The sequence below is a fragment of the Streptomyces alboniger genome, from assembly GCF_008704395.1.
GTDB classification, from domain to species: Bacteria; Actinomycetota; Actinomycetes; order Streptomycetales; family Streptomycetaceae; genus Streptomyces; species Streptomyces alboniger.
Genome location: NZ_CP023695.1, coordinates 4,709,520 through 4,728,237 on the forward strand (window position 1 = coordinate 4,709,520; position 18,718 = coordinate 4,728,237).

17 protein-coding genes and 1 pseudogene are annotated in these 18,718 nt (G+C 71.4%); 12 read left to right on the forward strand and 6 right to left on the reverse strand.

Annotation, left to right across the window (positions count from 1 at the left end; all coding sequences use genetic code 11):
* The first annotated feature begins 34 nt into the window (after positions 1-34).
* From rimI to CP975_RS21190, 3 genes are read left to right on the forward strand one after another with little or no spacing between them, the layout of a single operon-like run.
* The gene (rimI, locus tag CP975_RS21180; RefSeq protein ID WP_051819517.1) at positions 35-520 is read left to right on the forward strand and encodes a ribosomal protein S18-alanine N-acetyltransferase; all 486 of its coding nucleotides are present in this window, start codon (positions 35-37) and stop codon (positions 518-520) included.
* Positions 513-1,631 (forward strand): tRNA (adenosine(37)-N6)-threonylcarbamoyltransferase complex transferase subunit TsaD, encoded by a 1,119-nt coding sequence (tsaD, locus tag CP975_RS21185; protein ID WP_055534099.1) that lies wholly within the window; start codon positions 513-515, stop codon positions 1,629-1,631. Before rimI ends, tsaD begins: the two co-directional genes overlap by 8 nt.
* Entirely contained in the window at positions 1,628-1,930 is a 303-nt protein-coding gene (locus tag CP975_RS21190) for a hypothetical protein (protein WP_055534098.1), read from the forward strand. Before tsaD ends, CP975_RS21190 begins: the two co-directional genes overlap by 4 nt.
* Before the next feature lie 380 nt (positions 1,931-2,310).
* Here the strand turns inward: CP975_RS21190 and CP975_RS21195 are convergent, their stop codons facing one another.
* Positions 2,311-2,898, reverse strand: coding sequence for a class I SAM-dependent methyltransferase (locus CP975_RS21195; protein ID WP_055534097.1), 588 nt, complete (start codon positions 2,896-2,898; stop codon positions 2,311-2,313).
* A gap of 22 nt (positions 2,899-2,920) precedes the next feature.
* On the reverse strand, positions 2,921-3,646 hold the full coding sequence (locus CP975_RS21200; RefSeq protein ID WP_055534095.1) for a TetR/AcrR family transcriptional regulator: 726 nt from the start codon (positions 3,644-3,646) through the stop codon (positions 2,921-2,923).
* 121 nt (positions 3,647-3,767) lie between these two features.
* Here CP975_RS21200 and CP975_RS21205 point away from each other — a divergent pair.
* Positions 3,768-5,218 (forward strand): annotated as a pseudogene (locus CP975_RS21205) (MFS transporter); the annotation flags it as partial.
* Here the strand turns inward: CP975_RS21205 and CP975_RS21210 are convergent.
* A complete protein-coding gene (locus tag CP975_RS21210) occupies positions 5,211-6,485 on the reverse strand; it encodes a class I SAM-dependent methyltransferase (protein ID WP_150477223.1) in 1,275 nt (424 codons plus the stop codon). The pseudogene CP975_RS21205 and the gene CP975_RS21210 overlap by 8 nt on opposite strands.
* A gap of 82 nt (positions 6,486-6,567) precedes the next feature.
* On the opposite strand from CP975_RS21210, the gene CP975_RS21215 reads away from it, so the two are divergent.
* The 3 genes from CP975_RS21215 to groL all read left to right on the forward strand — a co-directional run bounded on the left by CP975_RS21215 (position 6,568) and on the right by groL (position 10,066).
* Positions 6,568-7,494 (forward strand): polysaccharide deacetylase family protein, encoded by a 927-nt coding sequence (locus CP975_RS21215; RefSeq protein WP_055534114.1) that lies wholly within the window; start codon positions 6,568-6,570, stop codon positions 7,492-7,494.
* 497 nt (positions 7,495-7,991) lie between these two features.
* A complete protein-coding gene (groES, locus tag CP975_RS21220; RefSeq protein WP_010471835.1) occupies positions 7,992-8,300 on the forward strand; it encodes a co-chaperone GroES in 309 nt (102 codons plus the stop codon).
* 137 nt (positions 8,301-8,437) lie between these two features.
* The gene (gene groL, locus CP975_RS21225; protein WP_055534094.1) at positions 8,438-10,066 is read left to right on the forward strand and encodes a chaperonin GroEL; all 1,629 of its coding nucleotides are present in this window, start codon (positions 8,438-8,440) and stop codon (positions 10,064-10,066) included.
* A 185-nt stretch (positions 10,067-10,251) separates the two neighbouring features.
* On the opposite strand, the gene CP975_RS21230 is transcribed toward groL, so the two are convergent.
* Positions 10,252-11,025: an SDR family NAD(P)-dependent oxidoreductase gene (locus tag CP975_RS21230; protein ID WP_055534093.1), complete on the reverse strand. Its 774-nt coding sequence runs from the start codon at positions 11,023-11,025 to the stop codon at positions 10,252-10,254.
* 111 nt (positions 11,026-11,136) lie between these two features.
* Here CP975_RS21230 and CP975_RS21235 point away from each other — a divergent pair, with 111 nt between their 5' ends.
* Positions 11,137-12,045, forward strand: coding sequence for a LysR family transcriptional regulator (locus tag CP975_RS21235; RefSeq protein ID WP_055534092.1), 909 nt, complete (start codon positions 11,137-11,139; stop codon positions 12,043-12,045).
* A 60-nt stretch (positions 12,046-12,105) separates the two neighbouring features.
* On the opposite strand, the gene CP975_RS21240 is transcribed toward CP975_RS21235, so the two are convergent.
* A complete protein-coding gene (locus CP975_RS21240; protein ID WP_055534091.1) occupies positions 12,106-12,435 on the reverse strand; it encodes a WhiB family transcriptional regulator in 330 nt (109 codons plus the stop codon).
* 398 nt (positions 12,436-12,833) lie between these two features.
* Here CP975_RS21240 and CP975_RS21245 point away from each other — a divergent pair, with 398 nt between their 5' ends.
* The 4 genes from CP975_RS21245 (at position 12,834) to CP975_RS21260 (ending at position 17,211) form a co-directional block, all read left to right on the forward strand.
* Entirely contained in the window at positions 12,834-13,445 is a 612-nt protein-coding gene (locus CP975_RS21245; protein WP_003948568.1) for a response regulator transcription factor, read from the forward strand.
* A gap of 266 nt (positions 13,446-13,711) precedes the next feature.
* Positions 13,712-14,287 carry a sigma-70 family RNA polymerase sigma factor gene (locus CP975_RS21250; protein WP_030782426.1) on the forward strand — a complete coding sequence of 192 codons (576 nt, stop codon included), beginning with the start codon at positions 13,712-13,714 and terminating at the stop codon, positions 14,285-14,287.
* Between the two features lie 151 nt (positions 14,288-14,438).
* The gene (guaB, locus tag CP975_RS21255) at positions 14,439-15,956 is read left to right on the forward strand and encodes an IMP dehydrogenase (RefSeq protein WP_055534090.1); all 1,518 of its coding nucleotides are present in this window, start codon (positions 14,439-14,441) and stop codon (positions 15,954-15,956) included.
* Positions 15,957-16,086: 130 nt separating this feature from the next.
* Positions 16,087-17,211, forward strand: a complete 1,125-nt coding sequence (locus CP975_RS21260) for a GuaB3 family IMP dehydrogenase-related protein (RefSeq protein WP_030782422.1) — start codon at positions 16,087-16,089, stop codon at positions 17,209-17,211.
* A gap of 77 nt (positions 17,212-17,288) precedes the next feature.
* Here the strand turns inward: CP975_RS21260 and CP975_RS21265 are convergent, their stop codons facing one another.
* Positions 17,289-18,542 (reverse strand): nucleotide sugar dehydrogenase, encoded by a 1,254-nt coding sequence (locus tag CP975_RS21265; protein WP_030782420.1) that lies wholly within the window; start codon positions 18,540-18,542, stop codon positions 17,289-17,291.
* Positions 18,543-18,718 lie beyond the last annotated feature (176 nt).

An 18,718-nucleotide genomic window follows, 5' to 3' on the forward strand; every position in this document is an offset into this window, starting at 1 on the left:
GACCGAGGCGACCGCGGCCGCCGTGCTGCGCGAGATGCGCTGGTGGGACATCGACGCGGTGTTCGCCCTGGAGAAGGAGCTGTTCCCGGACGACGCCTGGTCGCGTGGCATGTTCTGGTCCGAGCTGGCCCACGCGCGCGGGCCGCTGGCCACCCGCCGCTATGTGGTGGCCATGGACGGCGACCGCCTGGTCGGTTACGCGGGGCTCGCCGCCTCCGGAGACCTTGCCGACGTCCAGACCATCGCCGTCGCCCGCGACCACTGGGGCACCGGGCTCGGCGCCCGGCTGCTCACCGACCTGCTCCAGGCCGCGACCGCCTTCGAGTGCCCCGAGGTCATGCTCGAAGTACGGGTCGACAACACCCGGGCCCAGAAGCTGTACGAGCGTTTCGGCTTCGAGCCCATCGGCTTCAGGCGCGGCTACTACCAGCCCGGCAATGTGGACGCCCTGGTCATGCGCCGTACCGATCCCTCCACCTCCGCTCCGACTGGCGTACAAGGAACCGAGATTCATGGCTGACTCGCGCGACGAACCCCTCGTCCTCGGCATCGAGACCTCCTGCGACGAGACCGGCGTCGGCATCGTCCGCGGCACCACCCTGCTCGCCGACGCCGTCGCCTCCAGCGTCGACGAGCACGCCCGCTTCGGCGGCGTCGTGCCCGAGGTCGCCTCCCGCGCGCACCTCGAAGCGATGGTGCCGACCATCGACCGCGCCCTGAAGGAAGCGGGGGTGAGCGCGAAGGACCTCGACGGCATCGCGGTGACCGCCGGGCCCGGGCTCGCGGGCGCGCTGCTCGTCGGCGTCTCGGCCGCGAAGGCGTACGCGTACGCGCTCGGCAAGCCGCTCTACGGCGTCAACCACCTCGCCTCGCACATCTGTGTGGACCAGCTGGAGCACGGGCCGCTGCCCGAGCCGACCATGGCGCTCCTGGTCTCCGGCGGCCACTCCTCGCTGCTGCTGTCCGCCGACATCACCTCGGACGTACGTCCGCTCGGCTCGACCATCGACGACGCGGCGGGCGAGGCCTTCGACAAGATCGCGCGGGTGCTGAACCTCGGCTTCCCCGGCGGCCCCGTCATCGACCGGTACGCGCGCGAGGGCGACCCGGAGGCGATCGCGTTCCCGCGCGGTCTGACCGGCCCGCGCGACCCGGCCTACGACTTCTCCTTCTCCGGGCTCAAGACGTCCGTCGCCCGCTGGATCGAGGCCAAGCGGGCCGCGGGCGAGGAGGTGCCGGTGCGGGACGTGTCGGCGTCCTTCCAGGAGGCGGTCGTCGACGTGCTGACCCGCAAGGCGGTCCGCGCGTGCAAGGACGAGGGCGTCGACCACCTCATGATCGGCGGTGGCGTGGCCGCCAACTCGCGGCTCCGCGCTCTCGCGCAGGAGCGCTGCGAGAAGGCCGGGATCCGCCTTCGAGTGCCGCGTCCGAAGCTGTGCACGGACAACGGCGCGATGGTCGCGGCCCTCGGCGCGGAGATGGTGGCGCGCAACCGCTCGGCCTCGTCCTGGGACCTGTCGGCGGACTCGTCGCTGCCGGTGACGGAACCGCACGTGCCGGGCCACGGTCACGGCCACACGCACGACCACGACCATGTGCACGAGGTCAGCAAGGGGAACCTGTACTCGTGACCGTCGCGCTGATGTGGGAGGCCCGTGCCGTCGAGGGGCGCGGCGCGGAACTGCTCGCGTGGGCGCGGGAGCGGGCCCGCGAGCTGGCCGACGGGCCGACCGGTGGGGGAGTCGGCGGGCCGGTGCGCCGGGAGTGCTTCCGGGCGCCGCAGGACCGGGTCCTGGTCATCACCTGGTGGGACGCCGCGTTCGACGCCGAGCTTCCGGAGCTGCCGGAGCCCGCGGCGGAGCTGGTGACGCGGGCGGTGCACCGCTGGCGGTTCGAGTCGGTCGAGTCGGTCGCGGCGTCGGCCGGATAGCTCCGGTCCTGCCACGGCCGTTCCGGCAGCATGCCGCGGTGCTCCTGGTACCGGGACGTTCGCGACGCCGCCTCACCCGTGGTGTGCCGGTCGCCGCCAGTTCCGGCACATCCGGCTCCAGGAGGCACTCGCGGGGGATCCCGCGTACGCCGCCGTGGCGGCCGGCGCCACCGCCCGTGCACTGAGCGGCCGCGAGGACGAGAGCGAGGCGGTGTTCGCGGCGCCGCGCAGGACACCGATGTCTTCGTGTGGGCGGACCGCGGCGACGGCAGGTACGCGCTCGTCCGGCACGAACTCCCGGCCGGGGCCCCGGCCTCGCCCAGTGGTGCTGGATCACGTCGCCGGAGTCCAGGGTCCGGAACCGCCGCGAGCCGCTGTGATCACCCGGCGCGGTACGTCAGCAGATAGCGCCAGAAGAGCAGTTGGCGCACACGGCTGCCGGGCAGGAGGCGGGCCGCCTCGGCGCGGATCCGCGGGAGCGTCATGTCGGGCTGCCGTACGGGGGCCTTGAGCGGGGGCGCGTGCGTGCCGCGCACGCGCTCGCCCGCGTACACCGTCAGGCGCGCCAGCGCGTTGGCCGGGGCCGCCGCGAGGTCCCACCAGGTCGCCCCGGCGTAGCAGCCGAGGACGAGCAGGGTGCCGCCGGGCGCGAGGGCGGCGCGCAGCCGGGTCAGCGTGGTGAACGGCATGTGGTGCAGGCTCGCCAGGCAGGTGATGACGTCGTAGTGGCCCTCGGGGAGGTCCTCCGCGGTCACGTCCGCCCGCCGGTAGCGGGGGCCTCCACCCAGCGCTTCGGCCTCGGCGATGACCTCCGCCGACGGGTCGAGCGCGTCGACCTCGTAGCCGCGGGCCGCGAGGCGGCGGGCGAAACGGCCGGTGCCGCAGCCGATGTCGAGGGCGGTGCGGCCGTGCGGCGGCAGGTGCCTCAGGAGCAGCGGGTGGTAGTGGTCGTTGTGGTCGAAGGGCATGGCGGCGAGCCTGGCACACGGCTCACTCCGCCCGCTCCCGGCCGCCTAGGCTCTCCCGTCCCGTCCGCCCCAGCAACCCGTCGATCACCGCGCCCAGTTGGCGGGCCACGTCGTAGTCCTCGGTCAGTTCGGTCCACTGGTCCGCGAGCGCCGCGAGGTGGGGGAGTTCGGCCGCGTCCGCGTCCGTGAGCATGCCGGGGAAGTGCCGCTTGCGGTCCGGATCCTCGGCGCGGCGCTCCATCGCGCGGCGGAAGACCAGGTCTCCGTAGACGCAGTGCCACAGGGTCCGGTAGGCGCGGACCGCCTCCGCGGGGGTGAGGCCGCAGTCGACGGCCGCGCCGATCATCTCCTCGACCATCCACAGGGCGCCCCTGTCGGTGAGGTCGCCGAGGCTGAGCACCTCGACCACCCAGGGCATCCGCGCCAGCGTGCCGTGCATGTGCAGGGTCACGGCGAGGAGGCGCTCGCGCGGGTCGGCCGGCAGCTCGGGGCGCGGGACCGTGGCGGCGGTACCGGCGAGCGTGAGCATCAGCAGCTCGTCCTTGTCGCGTACGTGGTGGTAGAGCGCCATCGGCGTCGTGCCGACCTCCTTGGCGACCCGGCGCATGCTCAGGGCCGCCACGCCCTCCTCCTGAAGGATCCGGCGGGCGGTCGCGACGATCGTCTCCGGTTCCAGGCGACGGGGGCGCCCCACGCGGCGCTTCTTCGGCTCGCCGGATGTCGTCCCTGGGTCTTTCTCTGCTGCCACCCGCCCATTGTCGTGCCTGCCCGCGCGATCGGGACTTGCGGAGTTTCTATACGCGTATAGTAATGTGCCGCGCATGGTGAACAAGGTGCGGAACAAGGTGCGGAACACGGTGCGGAGCAAGGTGCGGAACAAGGGGGACTCGAACGCCTTACAAGGGCGTTGGCTCCTGCCAGTGCTGCTCACCGTGCAGTTCCTCGTCTCCCTCGACGTGTCCGTCGTCAACATCGCCCTGCCCGACATGGGCGACGACCTCGGCTTCGCCCCCGGCTCGCTGCTCTGGGTCGTCAACGCCTACGCGCTCGCCTTCGGCGGCCTGCTCATGCTCGGCGGACGCCTCGCCGACCTGGCCGGACGTCGGCGCACCCTCATCTGGGGCTTCGTCGTCTTCGGCGTGGCGAGCCTCGCGGGCGGGCTCGCCCTGACGCCGGGTCAGCTCATCGCGGCGCGGGCGGTGCAGGGCGCGGGCGCGGCCGCGCTCGCGCCCGTCGCGCTCACCCTGATCACCGTCAACTACGCGGCGGGGCCCGCGCGTTCGCGGGCGCTCGGCCTCTCTGGGGCGTCGCGGGAGCGCTCGGCGGCGCGGTCGGGATCATGGCGGGCGGACTGCTCACCGACTGGGTGGGCTGGCGCTCCGTGATGCTCGTCAACGTCCCCGTGGTGCTCGCCGCGCTCCTCACCGCCCGCCGCGGGGTGCCCGTCGACCGCCGCACCGGGCCCGCGCCCCGCCTCGACGTCACCGGCGCCCTGCTCGTCACGGCCGGGGCGGCGGCGCTCGTACTCGGCCTCGTGCGCACGGAGACGTACGCCTGGGGATCCGGCACCACGCTGGGCACGCTCGGCGTCGCGGCCGTCCTGCTCGCGGCCTTCGTCGCCGTCGAGGCCCGCAAGCGGGAGCCGCTGCTGCGGCTCGGCCTGCTCGGCACCGCCCACCGGCCCGTGCTCTCCGCGAACGTCTTCTCGCTACTGATGTCGTCGGGGCAGTTCGCCGCCTTCTACTTCACCTCGCTCTACCTCCAGCAGGTGATGGGGTACGGGCCGACGGCGGCCGGTGCCGCGTTCCTGCCGTTCTGCGCGGGCGTCGTGGCCGGGTCGACGGTCGCGGCCCACGCGGTCGGGCGGGTCGGCGAGCGGGCGCTGCTCGTGGCGGGCGGGCTGCTCGGGGCCGCCGGGTTCGGGTGGTTCGCGCTGACGGTCGAGGCGGGCGGTACGTTCCTCGGCTCGATCCTCGGACCCTCGCTGGTCGCGAGTGTCGGCATCGGCATGTGCTTCGTACCGCTGGGCACGGCCGCGACCAGCGGGGTCGCCCCCGAGGAGGCCGGCATGGCCTCCGGGCTGCTCAACAGCTCGCGTCAGCTCGGCGGCTCGCTCGGCCTCGCGGTCCTGGTCACGGTCGCGGCGAACGTCACCGGCACGGGGACCGACCGGGCCTCCCTCGCCGAGGGGCACGCGGCGGCCTTCGCGGTGTCCGCGGGACTGCTGGTGGCGGCCGCGCTGGGGACGGCCGTGCTGCACGGCCGCCGTCCGTCGTCGCCCGTGCCGCCGGCGCGGGACAGCGCCCCGGACCTCACGGGGCCGGGTGGCCGATCAGCATCGTGGGCGCCCCGGCCACCCGCGTCAGGAACACCGTCGCCGCGTTCTTCCCCCGCGGCTTCACCTTGCGGCGCAGTTCCTCCGGTTCCACCGCCGAGCCCCGCTTCTTCACCGTCAGGATCCCGACCTCCCGCTCCCGGAGCAGGGCCTTCAGCTTCTTGACACCGAAGGGGAGCCGGTCGGTGATCTCGTACGCCACCGCGTAGGGCGTCGCGTGCAGCGCGTCGGACGTGACGTACGCGATGGTCTCGTCGATCAGTCCGCCGCCGACCCGCGCCGCGACCTCGGCGACCAGATGCGCACGGATGACGGCGCCGTCCGGCTCGTACAGGTACCGCCCCACGGGCCGCACCTCGGGGTCGGGAAGCATCGCGTCGAGGGAGCTCCACAGGGAGACGTCTTGGGGCAGGAGCGTCGCGCGGTGCGAGGCGGGCGCGTCCGTGCCGAACCACAGCACGGCCTCCTTCACATCGCCGCCGTCCGAGATCCACTCGGCCTCGGTCCCCGCGGGGATCGCCTCGTGCGGGATCCCGGGGGCGATCTTCAGCGCGGCGCGCGGGGCCTTGCGGGCCGCCTGGACCGCCCAGGACAGCGGCGGGGAGTAGGACTCCGGATCGAAGATGCGGCCGCGCTTGGAGGAGCGCCGCGCCGGGTCCACGAACACCGCGTCGTACGCCGATGTGTCCACGTCCGTGACATCGGCCTCCCGGACCTCGATGAGGTCGGCGAGCCCGAGCGCCTCGGCGTTGGCACGGGCGACCGCGCAGGTCAGCGGGGAGCGGTCGACGGCGAGCACGGAGATCCCGGCCCGTGCCAGGGCGATCGCGTCACCGCCGATGCCGCAGCACAGGTCGGCGAGGGTACGCACCCCCAGGCTCCTGAAGCTCTCGGCGCGGTGCGTGGCGACGGAGGCGCGGGTGGACTGCTCGACGCCGTCCGGCGTGAAGAACATCCGGCCCGCGTCCTTCGCGCCGAACTTCGCCGCCGCCCGCCGGCGCAGCCGCGCCTGGCCGAGGGCGGCCGAGACGAGCGGCGCCGGGTGCTCGCGGCGCAGCCGGGTGGCGGCGGCCAGCTCCTGCGCGGGCTCCACGTCCCGCACCTCGTCGAGCAGGGCCCGGCCCGCTTCGGTGCGCAGGGCGGCGAAGGCGGCGAGGGGATCGTCGAGGCCGGCGTCCTCGGTGCCTCCGGTGGCGCGGTGGGCGGCAGGGGCGCTCGGCGGCGGCGTGTTCGGGTCGTTCACCCGCCCCATTGTGGGCCAGTCGGTGGATGGTGCGCGGCCGGTGGCGGTGTCGGCCCCGGGGCACGCCGGTGAGCTGCGAGGATCCGGCGCCATGCAACTCGTACGACAAAAGGAAGAATCCGCCGCACGGCGGAAGAATCAGACGCGTGCCGTCGTGGCGGTGCTGACCGTCACGGCGATCGCCTCGGGCTGCGCCTCCGCGGGCGGCTCGGACGCCGTGAAGCCCGCCCACGGCCAGCAGCCGCTCAAGGCCCCGCCCGCCAGGGCCCTCGACTCCTACGCCCATCAGCTCGCCGTCACCCAGGCCGCCCGGGTCGCGGCCGCCAAGCGCTGGCGCCTCGCCAAGACCCCGCTGGCGGCGCCCGCGCCACCCAGGAAGAAGCCGCGGCTCAAGACCCGCAAGGGCTTCGAGGTCAAGGGCCAGGCCAAGCTGCCGCCGGTCTTCACTACCATCCCGACCAAGCAGAAGGTCGTCTTCCTCACCATCGACGACGGCGCCGAGAAGGACCCGGCGCTGCTGAGGATGATGAGCGACCTGAGGATCCCGTACACCGCCTTCCTCAGTGACTACCTGGTCAAGGAGGACTACGCGTACTTCAAGAAGATGCAGTCGCGCGGGGTCACCCTGAACAACCACACCCTCAATCACCGCTACATGCCCGGCCTCTCGTACAAGAGCCAGCGCCGCGAGATCTGCGGCATGCAGGACACCATCGAGAAGCGCTACGGCAAGCGGCCCGAACTCTTCCGCCCGCCGTACGGCAACTACAACGACGACACGCTGCGCGCCGCGAAGTCCTGCGGCATCAAGGCCGTGCCGCTGTGGAACGCGGAGGTCTTCGCCGACCGCATGGAGTACCGCGAGTGGGACCGTGACCTGCACCCCGGCGACATCATCCTCACCCACTTCAGGGGCCGCGAGGACTGGAAGGGCACCATGCCCGACATGGTCCGCAGGCTCATGAAGACGGTCACGGGCAAGGGGTACGCGGTGGCCAGGCTGGAGGACTACCTGTGACCCGGCGGGCGCGAGCGCACCGCCGCCTCCTCGCCGGGGCCCTGCTGTGCGGAGTACTCGCGCCCGCGCTGCTGACGTCCTGCGCGGAATCGGTCGACCCGATCGAGCGACTGGGCAGAAAGGCGGCGGAGAAACTACCGAGCCGCGAGCCCGCGGTCACCGGCGCGCCGAACGCTCTCGACCGCTGTCCACGGGAAACGAGGCCTCCGCGGGCCGCGGGAAGGGAACCCGGCGTCACCGAGAGCCGTTGCCCCGAACGAGGGAAAACACCGCCCGCCCCGGCGGCCCGGGGCACCGCGATCCGCTGAAGCCGGACGCAGTCGATTGGCACTCCGCTTGACCGAGTGCTAATCGCCGTCCTAGTCTCGCTTCTGGCACTCCCCGTTGGAGAGTGCCAATAGCGACGGGCAGGTCCGGCACCCGCGACGACGGATCCACCTGGTCGCCACACCTAAGACTGTTAACCCCGTGAGATCTCCGAAGGGGGAGACCGGATCGTGACGACCACCAGCTCCAAGGTTGCCATCAAGCCGCTCGAGGACCGCATTGTGGTCCAGCCGCTCGACGCCGAGCAGACCACGGCCTCCGGCCTGGTCATTCCGGACACCGCCAAGGAGAAGCCCCAGGAGGGCGTCGTCCTGGCCGTGGGCCCGGGCCGCTTCGAGAACGGCGAGCGTCTGCCGCTCGACGTGAAGACCGGCGACATCGTGCTGTACAGCAAGTACGGCGGCACCGAGGTGAAGTACAGCGGCGAGGAGTACCTCGTCCTCTCGGCTCGCGACGTGCTCGCGATCGTCGAGAAGTAATTCACCGCTTCACCTGCATCACCTGCTTCACCAGCAGATTTGCTTTTTGAGCTGCGCCCCTGGTCACCCCGCTGATTGCCGGGCGGCGAGGGGCGCGGTTCGTTCACCCGAGTTTTCGAGAGGGCTGAATCGCTCCCATGGCGAAGATCCTGAAGTTCGACGAGGACGCCCGTCGCGCCCTTGAGCGCGGCGTCAACAAGCTTGCCGACACGGTCAAGGTGACGATCGGCCCCCGCGGCCGCAACGTCGTCATCGACAAGAAGTTCGGCGCCCCGACCATCACCAACGACGGCGTCACCATCGCCCGTGAGGTCGAGGTCGAGGACCCGTACGAGAACCTCGGCGCCCAGCTGGTGAAGGAGGTGGCGACCAAGACCAACGACATCGCTGGCGACGGCACCACCACCGCCACCGTGCTCGCCCAGGCCCTGGTCAAGGAAGGCCTGCGCAACGTCGCAGCCGGCGCCTCCCCGGCCGCCCTGAAGAAGGGCATCGACGCCGCCGTCGCGGCCGTCTCCGAGGAACTGCTCGCCACCGCCCGCCCGATCGACGACAAGGCCGACATCGCGGCCGTCGCCGGTCTGTCGGCCCAGGACCCGCAGGTCGGCGAGCTGATCGCCGAGGCGATGGACAAGGTCGGCAAGGACGGTGTCATCACCGTCGAGGAGTCCAACACCTTCGGCCTGGAGCTGGACTTCACCGAGGGCATGGCCTTCGACAAGGGCTACCTGTCCCCGTACATGGTCTCCGACCAGGAGCGTATGGAGGCCGTCCTCGACGACCCGTACATCCTGATCCACCAGGGCAAGATCTCCTCCATCCAGGACCTCCTGCCGCTGCTCGAGAAGGTCATCCAGGCCAACTCCTCGAAGCCGCTCCTGATCATCGCCGAGGACGTCGAGGGCGAGGCCCTGTCGACCCTGGTCGTGAACAAGATCCGCGGCACGTTCAACGCCGTCGCGGTGAAGGCCCCCGGCTTCGGCGACCGCCGCAAGGCGATGCTCGGCGACATGGCCACCCTCACGGGCGGCACCGTCATCGCCGAGGAGGTCGGCCTCAAGCTCGACCAGGTCGGCCTGGACGTGCTCGGCACCGCCCGCCGCGTCACCATCACCAAGGACGACACCACGATCGTCGACGGCGGCGGCAACAAGGCCGACGTCGAGGGCCGCGTCGCCCAGATCAAGGCCGAGATCGAGGCCACGGACTCCGACTGGGACCGCGAGAAGCTCCAGGAGCGCCTCGCGAAGCTGGCCGGCGGCGTGTGCGTCATCAAGGTCGGCGCCGCCACCGAGGTGGAGCTGAAGGAGAAGAAGCACCGTCTGGAGGACGCCATCTCCGCGACCCGCGCCGCGGTCGAGGAGGGCATCGTCTCCGGTGGTGGCTCCGCTCTGGTCCACGCCGTCAAGGTCCTCGAGGGCAACCTCGACAAGACCGGCGACGAGGCCACGGGTGTCGCGGTCGTCCGCCGCGCCGCCGTCGAGCCGCTGCGCTGGATCGCCGAGAACGCCGGCCTGGAGGGTTACGTCATCACCTCCAAGGTCGCCGAGCTGGACAAGGGCTTCGGCTTCAACGCCGCGACCGGCGAGTACGGCGACCTGGTCAAGGCCGGCGTCATCGACCCGGTCAAGGTCACGCGCTCCGCGCTGGAGAACGCCGCGTCCATCGCCTCCCTGCTCCTGACGACCGAGACCCTGGTCGTCGAGAAGCCGGCGGAGGAAGAGGCGGAGGCCGGGCACGGCCACGGCCACGGTCACTCGCACTGACCGCTGCGCTCGCTTGAACGGTGACTGAGGCCCGGCTCCCTTGCGGGGGAGCCGGGCCTCAGCCTTTTCGGGGCGCGTCTGCCGGGTTGCGCTGTCTTTGCCGGGTGCGGGGAACTGCGCGAGGACGGACCACGGCCCGCGGTCGGCGACGAGCACCGACCCGGCAGACGCGAGGCCCATAAGACCTACTGAGGCCCGTACTTCCGCCCCGTGCGGGACGTGACGCCTCCCAGGAGGGACCTCGGCGCCACCTTCGCCAGGCCCATCAGGGCCTTGTAGCGCGGATCGGGGATGGAGACGGTCCGGCCCCGCGCCAAGTCGGCCAGCGCCGCCGCCACCAGCTTGTCCGCGTCGAGCCACATCCAGTTGGGGATGTTGGACGTGCCCATCCCGGCCCGCTCGTGGAACTCCGTACGCACGAAGCCGGGGCACAGCGCCATCAGCCGCACCCCGCTGCCCGCCAGGTCCTTCGCCGCGCCCTGCGTGAACTGCACGACCCACGCCTTCGAGGCGCCGTACGTGCCGCGCGGTACGAACGCCGCGACCGACGCGACGTTCACCACTCCGCCCCGCCCGCGCTCCCGCATCGGCTCCGCGGCCGCCGACGTCAGCCGCAGCACCGCCTCGCAGTGCACCTTGAGCATGGTCAGCTCGTCGGCCATCGGGACTTCCAGGTACCGGCCCTTGTTGCCGAACCCCGCGTTGTTGATCAGCAGATCGACCGGGTCCCTGCGGTTCGCCAGCCGCTTCTCGACGGTTTCGATGCCGCCGTCGGTGGCGAGGTCCGCCGTGAGGACCTCCGCCTCGATGCCGTGCCGGTCGTGCAGTTCGGTCGCCTGCTCGCGCAGCCGCTTGGTGTCGCGCGCCACCAGGACGAGGTTGTGGCCGTCGCCGGCGAGGCGTCGCGCGAAGGCGGCGCCGATGCCGGCGGTGGATCCCGTGATCAGAGCCGTAGTCATGGACCAAGGCTAGTGAGCCCCGATGACAGGCGTGTGACACACGCACCCCACTGCCTCAAAGGAGCGTCGCGACATTTCGTGGCAGGCCCAAGCCTCGCTTATGCTCGGAGCATGATCGAGGCCCGTCATCTCCGTGTCCTGCGCGCCGTGGCCACCACCGGCTCCTTCTCGGCCGCGGCCCGCGAACTCGGCTGCACCCAGCCCGCGGTGAGCCAGCAGATGAAGGCCCTCGAATCCTCCACGGGCACGCCGTTGCTGATCCGTACCGGCCGCGAAATGCGCCTGACGCAGGCGGGGGAAGCCCTGGTCAGGCATGCCACGGGCATCCTCGCCGGGCTCACCGCCGCGGAGGAGGAGGTCGCCGCCATCGCGGGCCTGCGCGCGGGCCGGGTCCGGCTCGTCTCGTTCCCCAGCGGCAGTTCGACGCTCGTCCCCGGCGCCCTCGCGGCGCTGCGCGCGGCCCACCCGGGCACGCGTGTCTCCCTCGTCGAGGCCGAGCCGCCGCGCTCGGTGGAGATGCTGCGCGAGGGCGACTGCGATGTGGCGCTGGCGTTTCGCTACGACGGCGCGTCCGAGGGCGCGTCCGCGGCGGAGGAGTGGGACGACCTCGTCGTACGGCCCCTGCTCGCGGACCGGCTCGTCGGTCTCGTACCCGAGGGGCACCGGCTCGCCGGGGCAGAGGCGGTCACCATCGGGGAATTCGCCGACGAGCCGTGGATCGCGGGCTGCCCGCGCTGCCGCAGGCAACTGGTCGAGGTCTGCGAGGCCGCCGGCTTCGTGCCCCGGATCGATTTCGCGACCGACGACTACCCCGCGGTGATCGGCCTGGTCGGCGCGGGCCTGGGGGTCGCGGTGCTGCCCGAACTCGCGATCGAGTCGGTACGTCCCAGGGGCGCCCGCACGGTGACGGTGGAGCCCGCGGTGCGGCGGGAGATCGTCGCGCTCACGCTGCCGGACCTGGCGCAGGTGCCGGCCGTCGCCGCCACGCTGGACCACCTCGCGCGGGCGGCGGCGCGCTGACGGGCAGCCGCCGGCCCGAGCGTTTGCAGAAACGTTCCTTCAGTGGGATGACACGGCATCTCAGTGGTGCGTGACAGGTCTCCCCGCCGACGCCGCCGCCGTCACCAGGCGATTGCGCGCCCGCCCCATGAGTTCCTCGCGCTCGTCCTCCGTCAGTCCGCCCCATACGCCGTACGGCTCGCGCACCGCGAGTGCGTGAGCGGCGCACTCCGCGCGCACCGGGCACCGCATGCAGACCTCCTTGGCGGAGTTCTCTCGCGCGCTGCGCGCCGCGCCCCGCTCGCCCTCCGGGTGGAAGAAGAGCGAGCTGTCGACCCCGCGGCAGGCCGCGAGGAGCTGCCAGTCCCACAGATCTGCGTTCGGTCCGGGAAGGCGGGAGAAATCTGCCATTGCTGGTCCCCTTGAAGCCGTTCTGACGCGGATACGGTGCCCATGACCGTCATGACCGTACATCTACTGTCTAAGGAGATGAAAATATGACTCATTGCGAATCTAGCCATAGACACCGGCAAAAGGGAAGAAAAGGCGCTAAATGGGGCATAGCTTGTGATGAAACCTTGAGGGTGTGCCGCACGCTCTGCGCTGTGTCCGCGCCCTCACGTAGAGTGCCGAAGATGGCTGACTGCCCCGTAACTCTTTCGGGTGACCGTCGTTGAGAGTGCGAGGCGGTTGAAAGAACAAGCGCTCGGGCAGGTGTCCGAGAGCGTCAACCGCACAGGTGACGAATATGTACCAGCCTGGAGGCTCAAGGTGACGCGCAGCAGCTGTGAGAGCCGCGGAGGACAGTCATGACATCCGTCCTCGTCTGCGACGACTCCCCGCTTGCCCGAGAGGCGCTCCGCCGCGCGGTCGCGACCGTGCCCGGTGTCGAGCGTGTGACGACGGCGGCCAACGGCGAGGAAGTCCTCCGCCGCTGGGGTGCCGACCGCTCGGACCTGATTCTGATGGACGTACGCATGCCCGGTCTGGGCGGCGTCGAGACCGTCCGGCGGCTGCTGTCCGCCGACCCCGGTGCGCGCATCATCATGCTCACCGTCGCCGAGGACCTGGACGGGGTCGCGCTCGCGGTCGCCGCCGGTGCCCGCGGCTATCTGCACAAGGACGCCTCGCGCGCCGAACTGCGCGCGACGGTCACGCAGGCGCTCGCCGACCCGACGTGGCGGCTCGCCCCGCGCAGACTGCGCTCGGCCGAGATGGGCGCCGCGCCCACGCTCACCGCGCGTGAGATCCAGGTCCTAGAGGGCATGAGTCACGGCCGTTCGAACGCGGAGATCGGGCGCGAGCTCTTCCTCTCCGAGGACACGGTGAAGACGCACGCCAGGCGGCTCTTCAAGAAGCTCGGCGCCTCGGACCGGGCGCACGCGGTGGCGCTCGGCTTCCGCTGGGGTCTGGTCCGCTGAGTGTGCCGCAGCGGGGGCCCGGCCCTCCCCGCCCGCCATGCGGTGGGCGGGGTGACCGACGCCCGCCGCACCCCTCCTCGGGAGCGGTTGCTGTCGCTTCGCGGCCGATGCCGCATCCTTGAGGTGTGGAGTTCCTCGGGGACGAGTCGATCGAGCGGGAGGGGAGGGCGCAGGAGATGAGTTCCGGCGCACCTGCTCATAACGCTTCAGTGCACAACTACGGACGCGGTGCCACAGATCAGTCGGCGTCAAGGCACCATGGACCGATGCGCGATGACAAGACGACGGTGATCGGTGCCCTCGTCCTTCGCGCCGTAGAGGGCGACCAGCAGGCCACGCACGACCTGCTCGCACACGTGCACCCCCTCGCGCTGCGCTACTGCCGCGCCCGGCTGTCCCGACTTCCGGGTGACGCCCGCCACTTCGTGGAGGACCTGGCGCAGGAAGTCTGCGTCGCCGTCCTGCTCGCCCTGCCGCGCTACAAGGACACGGGGCGCCCCTTCGAGGCGTTCGTCTTCGCGATCGCCGCGCACAAGGTGGCCGACCTCCAGCGCGCGGCGATGCGCCGCCCCGGCTCCACCGCCGTGCCCTCCGACGAGATGCCCGAGCGGCCCGACGACTCGCTCGGCCCCGAGGAGCGCGCCCTGCTCAGCAGCGACGCGGAGTGGGCCAAGAAGCTCCTCGCCAACCTCCCGGACAACCAGCGCGAGCTGCTGCTGCTCAGGATCGCCGTCGGTCTCACGGCCGAGGAGACGGGCCAGATGCTGGGGATGTCCCCGGGGGCGGTGCGGGTGGCCCAGCACCGGGCGCTGAGCCGTCTGCGGGCACTCGCCGAGCAGTAACCGCAGGCGAAGACAGAGCGGTAACCGCAGGCGAAGACAGAGACGTACGAACGTACAAAGCTTGCCGATGATCTTGATCGTGGAATGAGACACCCTTCGTTCCCGTTAGCATGGACATCCGCACCGATCAAGGCCATTTGGGGAAGGTGTCATGACTGCAAACGGCGGTTCTTCGACTGGGGTGCCCGAGAAATTCGCGACGCTCGGGCTGACCTACGACGACGTGCTGCTGCTGCCGGGCGCGTCGGACATGGCGCCCGACCAGATCGACACCTCCTCGTACATCTCGAAGAACGTGCGGGTGAACGTCCCGCTGCTCTCGGCCGCGATGGACAAGGTCACCGAGTCCCGCATGGCGATCGCCATGGCACGCCAAGGCGGCGTCGGCGTGCTGCACCGCAACCTCTCCATCGCCGACCAGGCCAACCAGGTCGACCTGGTGAAGCGCTCCGAGTCCGGCATGGTCACCGACCCGATCACGGTGCACCCGGACGCGACGCTCGCCGAGGCCGACGCGATCTGCGCGAAGTTCCGCATCAGCGGCGTCCCGGTGACCGACGCGGCGGGCAAGCTGCTCGGCATCGTCACCAACCGCGACATGGCCTTCGAGAACGACCGCAGCCGGCAGGTCCGCGAGGTCATGACGCCGATGCCGCTGGTCACCGGCAAGGTCGGTATCTCCGGCGTGGACGCCATGGAGCTGCTGCGCCGCCACAAGATCGAGAAGCTTCCGCTGGTCGACGACGCGGGCGTCCTCAAGGGCCTCATCACGGTCAAGGACTTCGTGAAGGCCGAGAAGTACCCGAACGCCGCCAAGGACGGCGAGGGCCGCCTCCTGGTCGGCGCCGCCGTGGGCGTCGCGGGCGACGCCTTCGAGCGCGCCCAGGCCCTGGTCGCCGCGGGCGTCGACTTCATCGTCGTCGACACCGCGCACGGCCACTCCCGCCTGGTCGGCGACATGGTCGCCAAGATCAAGTCGGATACCCCGGGCGTCGACGTCATCGGCGGCAACATCGCCACCCGCGAGGGCGCCCAGGCGCTCATCGACGCCGGTGTCGACGGCATCAAGGTCGGCGTCGGTCCGGGCTCCATCTGTACGACGCGTGTCGTCGCCGGCATCGGCGTGCCGCAGGTGACGGCCATCTACGAAGCGTCGCTCGCCGCCAAGGAGGCCGGTGTCCCGGTCATCGGCGACGGCGGCCTCCAGTACTCCGGAGACATCGCCAAGGCGCTCGTCGCCGGCGCGGACACGGTCATGCTGGGCTCGCTGCTCGCCGGCTGCGAGGAGTCCCCGGGTGAGCTGATGTTCATCAACGGCAAGCAGTTCAAGTCGTACCGCGGCATGGGCTCGCTCGGCGCGATGCAGTCCCGTGGCGACCAGCGCTCCTTCTCCAAGGACCGCTACTTCCAGGAGGGCGTCGCCTCCGACGAGAAGCTGGTGCCCGAGGGCATCGAGGGCCAGGTCCCCTACCGCGGCCCGCTCTCGGCGGTCGTCCACCAGCTGGTGGGCGGTCTGCGCCAGTCGATGTTCTATGTCGGCGGGCGCACCGTCCCCGACCTCCAGGCCAACGGCCGCTTCGTCCGCATCACGTCCGCGGGCCTCAAGGAGAGCCACCCGCACGACATCCAGATGACGGTCGAGGCGCCGAACTACAGCCGTAGTAAGTAGCTTCAGCGGTACCACACGGCCTTCCGGCTCCACGCGCGCGTGGAGGGGCGGTCCCGGCTCACCGGGGCCGCCCCTTCCGTGTGTGTCGGGGATACTGGACAGGCAGACCAAGAGGGAAAGGCCCCACAACGTGACTGAGATCGAGATCGGGCGCGGCAAGCGCGGCCGCCGCGCGTACGCCTTCGACGACATCGCCGTCGTACCGAGCCGGCGCACCCGCGACCCGAAGGAGGTCTCGATCGCGTGGCAGATCGACGCCTACCGCTTCGAGCTGCCCTTCCTGGCGGCCCCCATGGACTCGGTCGTCTCGCCGCAGACGGCCATCCGCATCGGTGAACTGGGCGGCCTCGGCGTCCTGAACCTCGAAGGACTCTGGACGCGGTATGAGGACCCGCAGCCGCTGCTCGACGAGATCGCCGAGCTGGACTCGGAGACCGCGACCCGGCGCCTCCAGGAGATCTACGCGGCCCCGATCAAGGCCGACCTGATCGGGCAGCGCATCAAGGAGGTGCGCGACGCGGGCGTCGTCACGGCCGCCGCGCTCTCCCCGCAGCGCACCGCCGAGTTCTCCAAGGCCGTCGTGGACGCCGGGGTGGACATCTTCGTGATCCGCGGCACCACCGTCTCCGCCGAGCACGTCTCCGGCGCCGCCGAGCCGCTGAACCTGAAGCAGTTCATCTACGAGCTGGATGTGCCGGTCATCGTGGGCGGCTGCGCCACCTACACCGCCGCCCTGCACCTGATGCGCACGGGCGCCGCGGGCGTCCTGGTCGGCTTCGGCGGCGGCGCCGCGCACACCACGCGCAATGTCCTGGGCATCCAGGTGCCGATGGCCACGGCCGTCGCCGATGTCGCGGCCGCCCGCCGTGACTACATGGACGAGTCCGGTGGCCGTTACGTGCACGTCATCGCCGACGGCGGCGTGGGCTGGTCCGGTGACCTGCCCAAGGCCATCGCGTGCGGCGCCGACGCCGTGATGGTGGGCTCCCCTCTGGCGCGCGCCACGGACGCGCCCGGCAAGGGCCACCACTGGGGCATGGAGGCCGTCCACGAGGACGTGCCGCGCGGCAAGAAGGTCCACCTGGGCACGGTCGGCACGACCGAGGAGATCCTCGCCGGTCCCTCGCACATCCCGGACGGCTCGATGAACTTCTTCGGGGCGCTGCGCCGCGCGATGGCTACGACGGGCTACAGCGAGCTGAAGGAGTTCCAGCGCGTCGAGGTGACGGTCGCGGACTCGCAGCACAAGCGCTGAGCATCTGAGGGTCCGGTTTCTGGACGCTGCTCTACGGAAGGGCCCCGGTACGTGCGTACCGGGGCCCTTCCGCGTGCTCAGAGGCGGTGAGCGGCGCCCGCCGGGGTCGCGCCCCTGGTGTCCAGCAGGAGCTGGGCCTTCACGGCCAGGCCTTGCAGGTCGTACGTGCGGTGGTGCTGGAGCAGGATCGTGAGGTCGGCGTCGGCCGCCGCCTCGTAGAGGGAGTCCGCGCGCGGGACGGGCCGGCCGAGGATGCTCCAGTTGGAGACGTAGGGGTCGTGGTAGCTGACGGCCGCGCCCAGCTCCATGAGGCGGGTCGCCACCTCCTGGGCGGGTGCGCCCTGCTGGTCGGCCAGGTCGGGTTTGTAGGTGACGCCGAGGAGCAGGACGCGGGCGCCACGGACGGACTTGCCGTGTTCGTTGAGCAGGGTCGCCGAGCGCTGGATGACGTACTGGGGCATGCGGTCGTTGACCTGCTGGGCCAGTTCGACCATGCGCAGGGGGCGGGCCCCGCGGGACGGGTTCGGGATGTCCAGGGGGACGCCGTGGCCACCGACGCCGGGGCCGGGCCGGAAGGCCTGGAAGCCGAAGGGCTTGGTCTCCGCGCAACGGATGACGTCCCACAGGTCGATGCCGAGGTCGTGGCAGAGCACTGCCATCTCGTTGACCAGCGCCATGTTCACGTGCCGGTAGTTGGTCTCCAGGAGGTGCACGGTCTCGGCCTCGCGGGGGCCTCGGGCGCGGACGACCTTGTCGGTGAGGCGGCCGTAGAAGGTGGCGGCGGATTCGGTGCAGGCCGGGGTGAGGCCGCCGATGACCTTCGGGGTGCCGGCGTAGCCGTGCGAGCGGTTGCCGGGGTCGAGGCGGCCCGGGGAGTAGGCGAGGTGGAAGTCGCGGCCCGCGCGCAGGCCCGAGCCCGATTCGAGGATCGGACGGACGAATTCCTCGGTGGACCCCGGGTACGCGGGGGATTCGAGGATCACGGTGGTGTGCGGGCGCAGGCGCGCGGCCAGGGCCCGGGCGGCCTCGGCCACCTGGCTCAGGTCGAGCGAGCGGTCGGCGGCGGGCGGAGTGGGGGCGCAGATGACGGCGGTGCGGACCCTGCCGAGTTCGGCCGGGTCGGTGGTCGGCCGGAAGCCCCCCGAGAGCATCCGGCGTACGTCGGCGGCGGTGAGGGTTCCCTCGGCGCCGTCGCAGGGCAGGCGGCCGCCTGCCAGGTCGGTGGCGCGGACAGGGTCGTAGCCGATAGTGGCGATGGAGCGGGCGACGGCGGCCTGCGCGAGGGGCAGGCCGAGGTGGCCGAGACCGATGACTGCGAGATCTGCGGGCATGGCGGTGGGCCGTCCTCCCAATAGCCGGAGCGGGACGAGCGCGCAAGCCCTGTGGACAAGGCGGACCAGCGCAATGTCAGACTAGGAGTAAATATGACCGATTTGCGGTATTGCCTCGTGCCGAAGTCCGGAGTGTTGTCCACAGGCTGCGGGTGAGATCGGCGGGCGGGGACGAA

Coding starts and splice junctions, on each gene's coding strand:
- rimI (WP_051819517.1), top strand. CDS start 35: ATGCGCTGGTGGGACATCGACGCGGTGTTCGCCCTGGAGAAGGAGCTG.
- tsaD (WP_055534099.1), top strand. CDS start 513: ATGGCTGACTCGCGCGACGAACCCCTCGTCCTCGGCATCGAGACCTCC.
- CP975_RS21195 (WP_055534097.1), bottom strand. CDS start 2,898: ATGCCCTTCGACCACAACGACCACTACCACCCGCTGCTCCTGAGGCAC.
- CP975_RS21210 (WP_150477223.1), bottom strand. CDS start 6,485: ATGGGGCGGGTGAACGACCCGAACACGCCGCCGCCGAGCGCCCCTGCC.
- CP975_RS21215 (WP_055534114.1), top strand. CDS start 6,568: ATGCAACTCGTACGACAAAAGGAAGAATCCGCCGCACGGCGGAAGAAT.
- groL (WP_055534094.1), top strand. CDS start 8,438: ATGGCGAAGATCCTGAAGTTCGACGAGGACGCCCGTCGCGCCCTTGAG.
- CP975_RS21230 (WP_055534093.1), bottom strand. CDS start 11,025: ATGACTACGGCTCTGATCACGGGATCCACCGCCGGCATCGGCGCCGCC.
- CP975_RS21235 (WP_055534092.1), top strand. CDS start 11,137: ATGATCGAGGCCCGTCATCTCCGTGTCCTGCGCGCCGTGGCCACCACC.
- CP975_RS21240 (WP_055534091.1), bottom strand. CDS start 12,435: ATGGCAGATTTCTCCCGCCTTCCCGGACCGAACGCAGATCTGTGGGAC.
- CP975_RS21245 (WP_003948568.1), top strand. CDS start 12,834: ATGACATCCGTCCTCGTCTGCGACGACTCCCCGCTTGCCCGAGAGGCG.
- CP975_RS21250 (WP_030782426.1), top strand. CDS start 13,712: ATGCGCGATGACAAGACGACGGTGATCGGTGCCCTCGTCCTTCGCGCC.
- guaB (WP_055534090.1), top strand. CDS start 14,439: ATGACTGCAAACGGCGGTTCTTCGACTGGGGTGCCCGAGAAATTCGCG.
- CP975_RS21265 (WP_030782420.1), bottom strand. CDS start 18,542: ATGCCCGCAGATCTCGCAGTCATCGGTCTCGGCCACCTCGGCCTGCCC.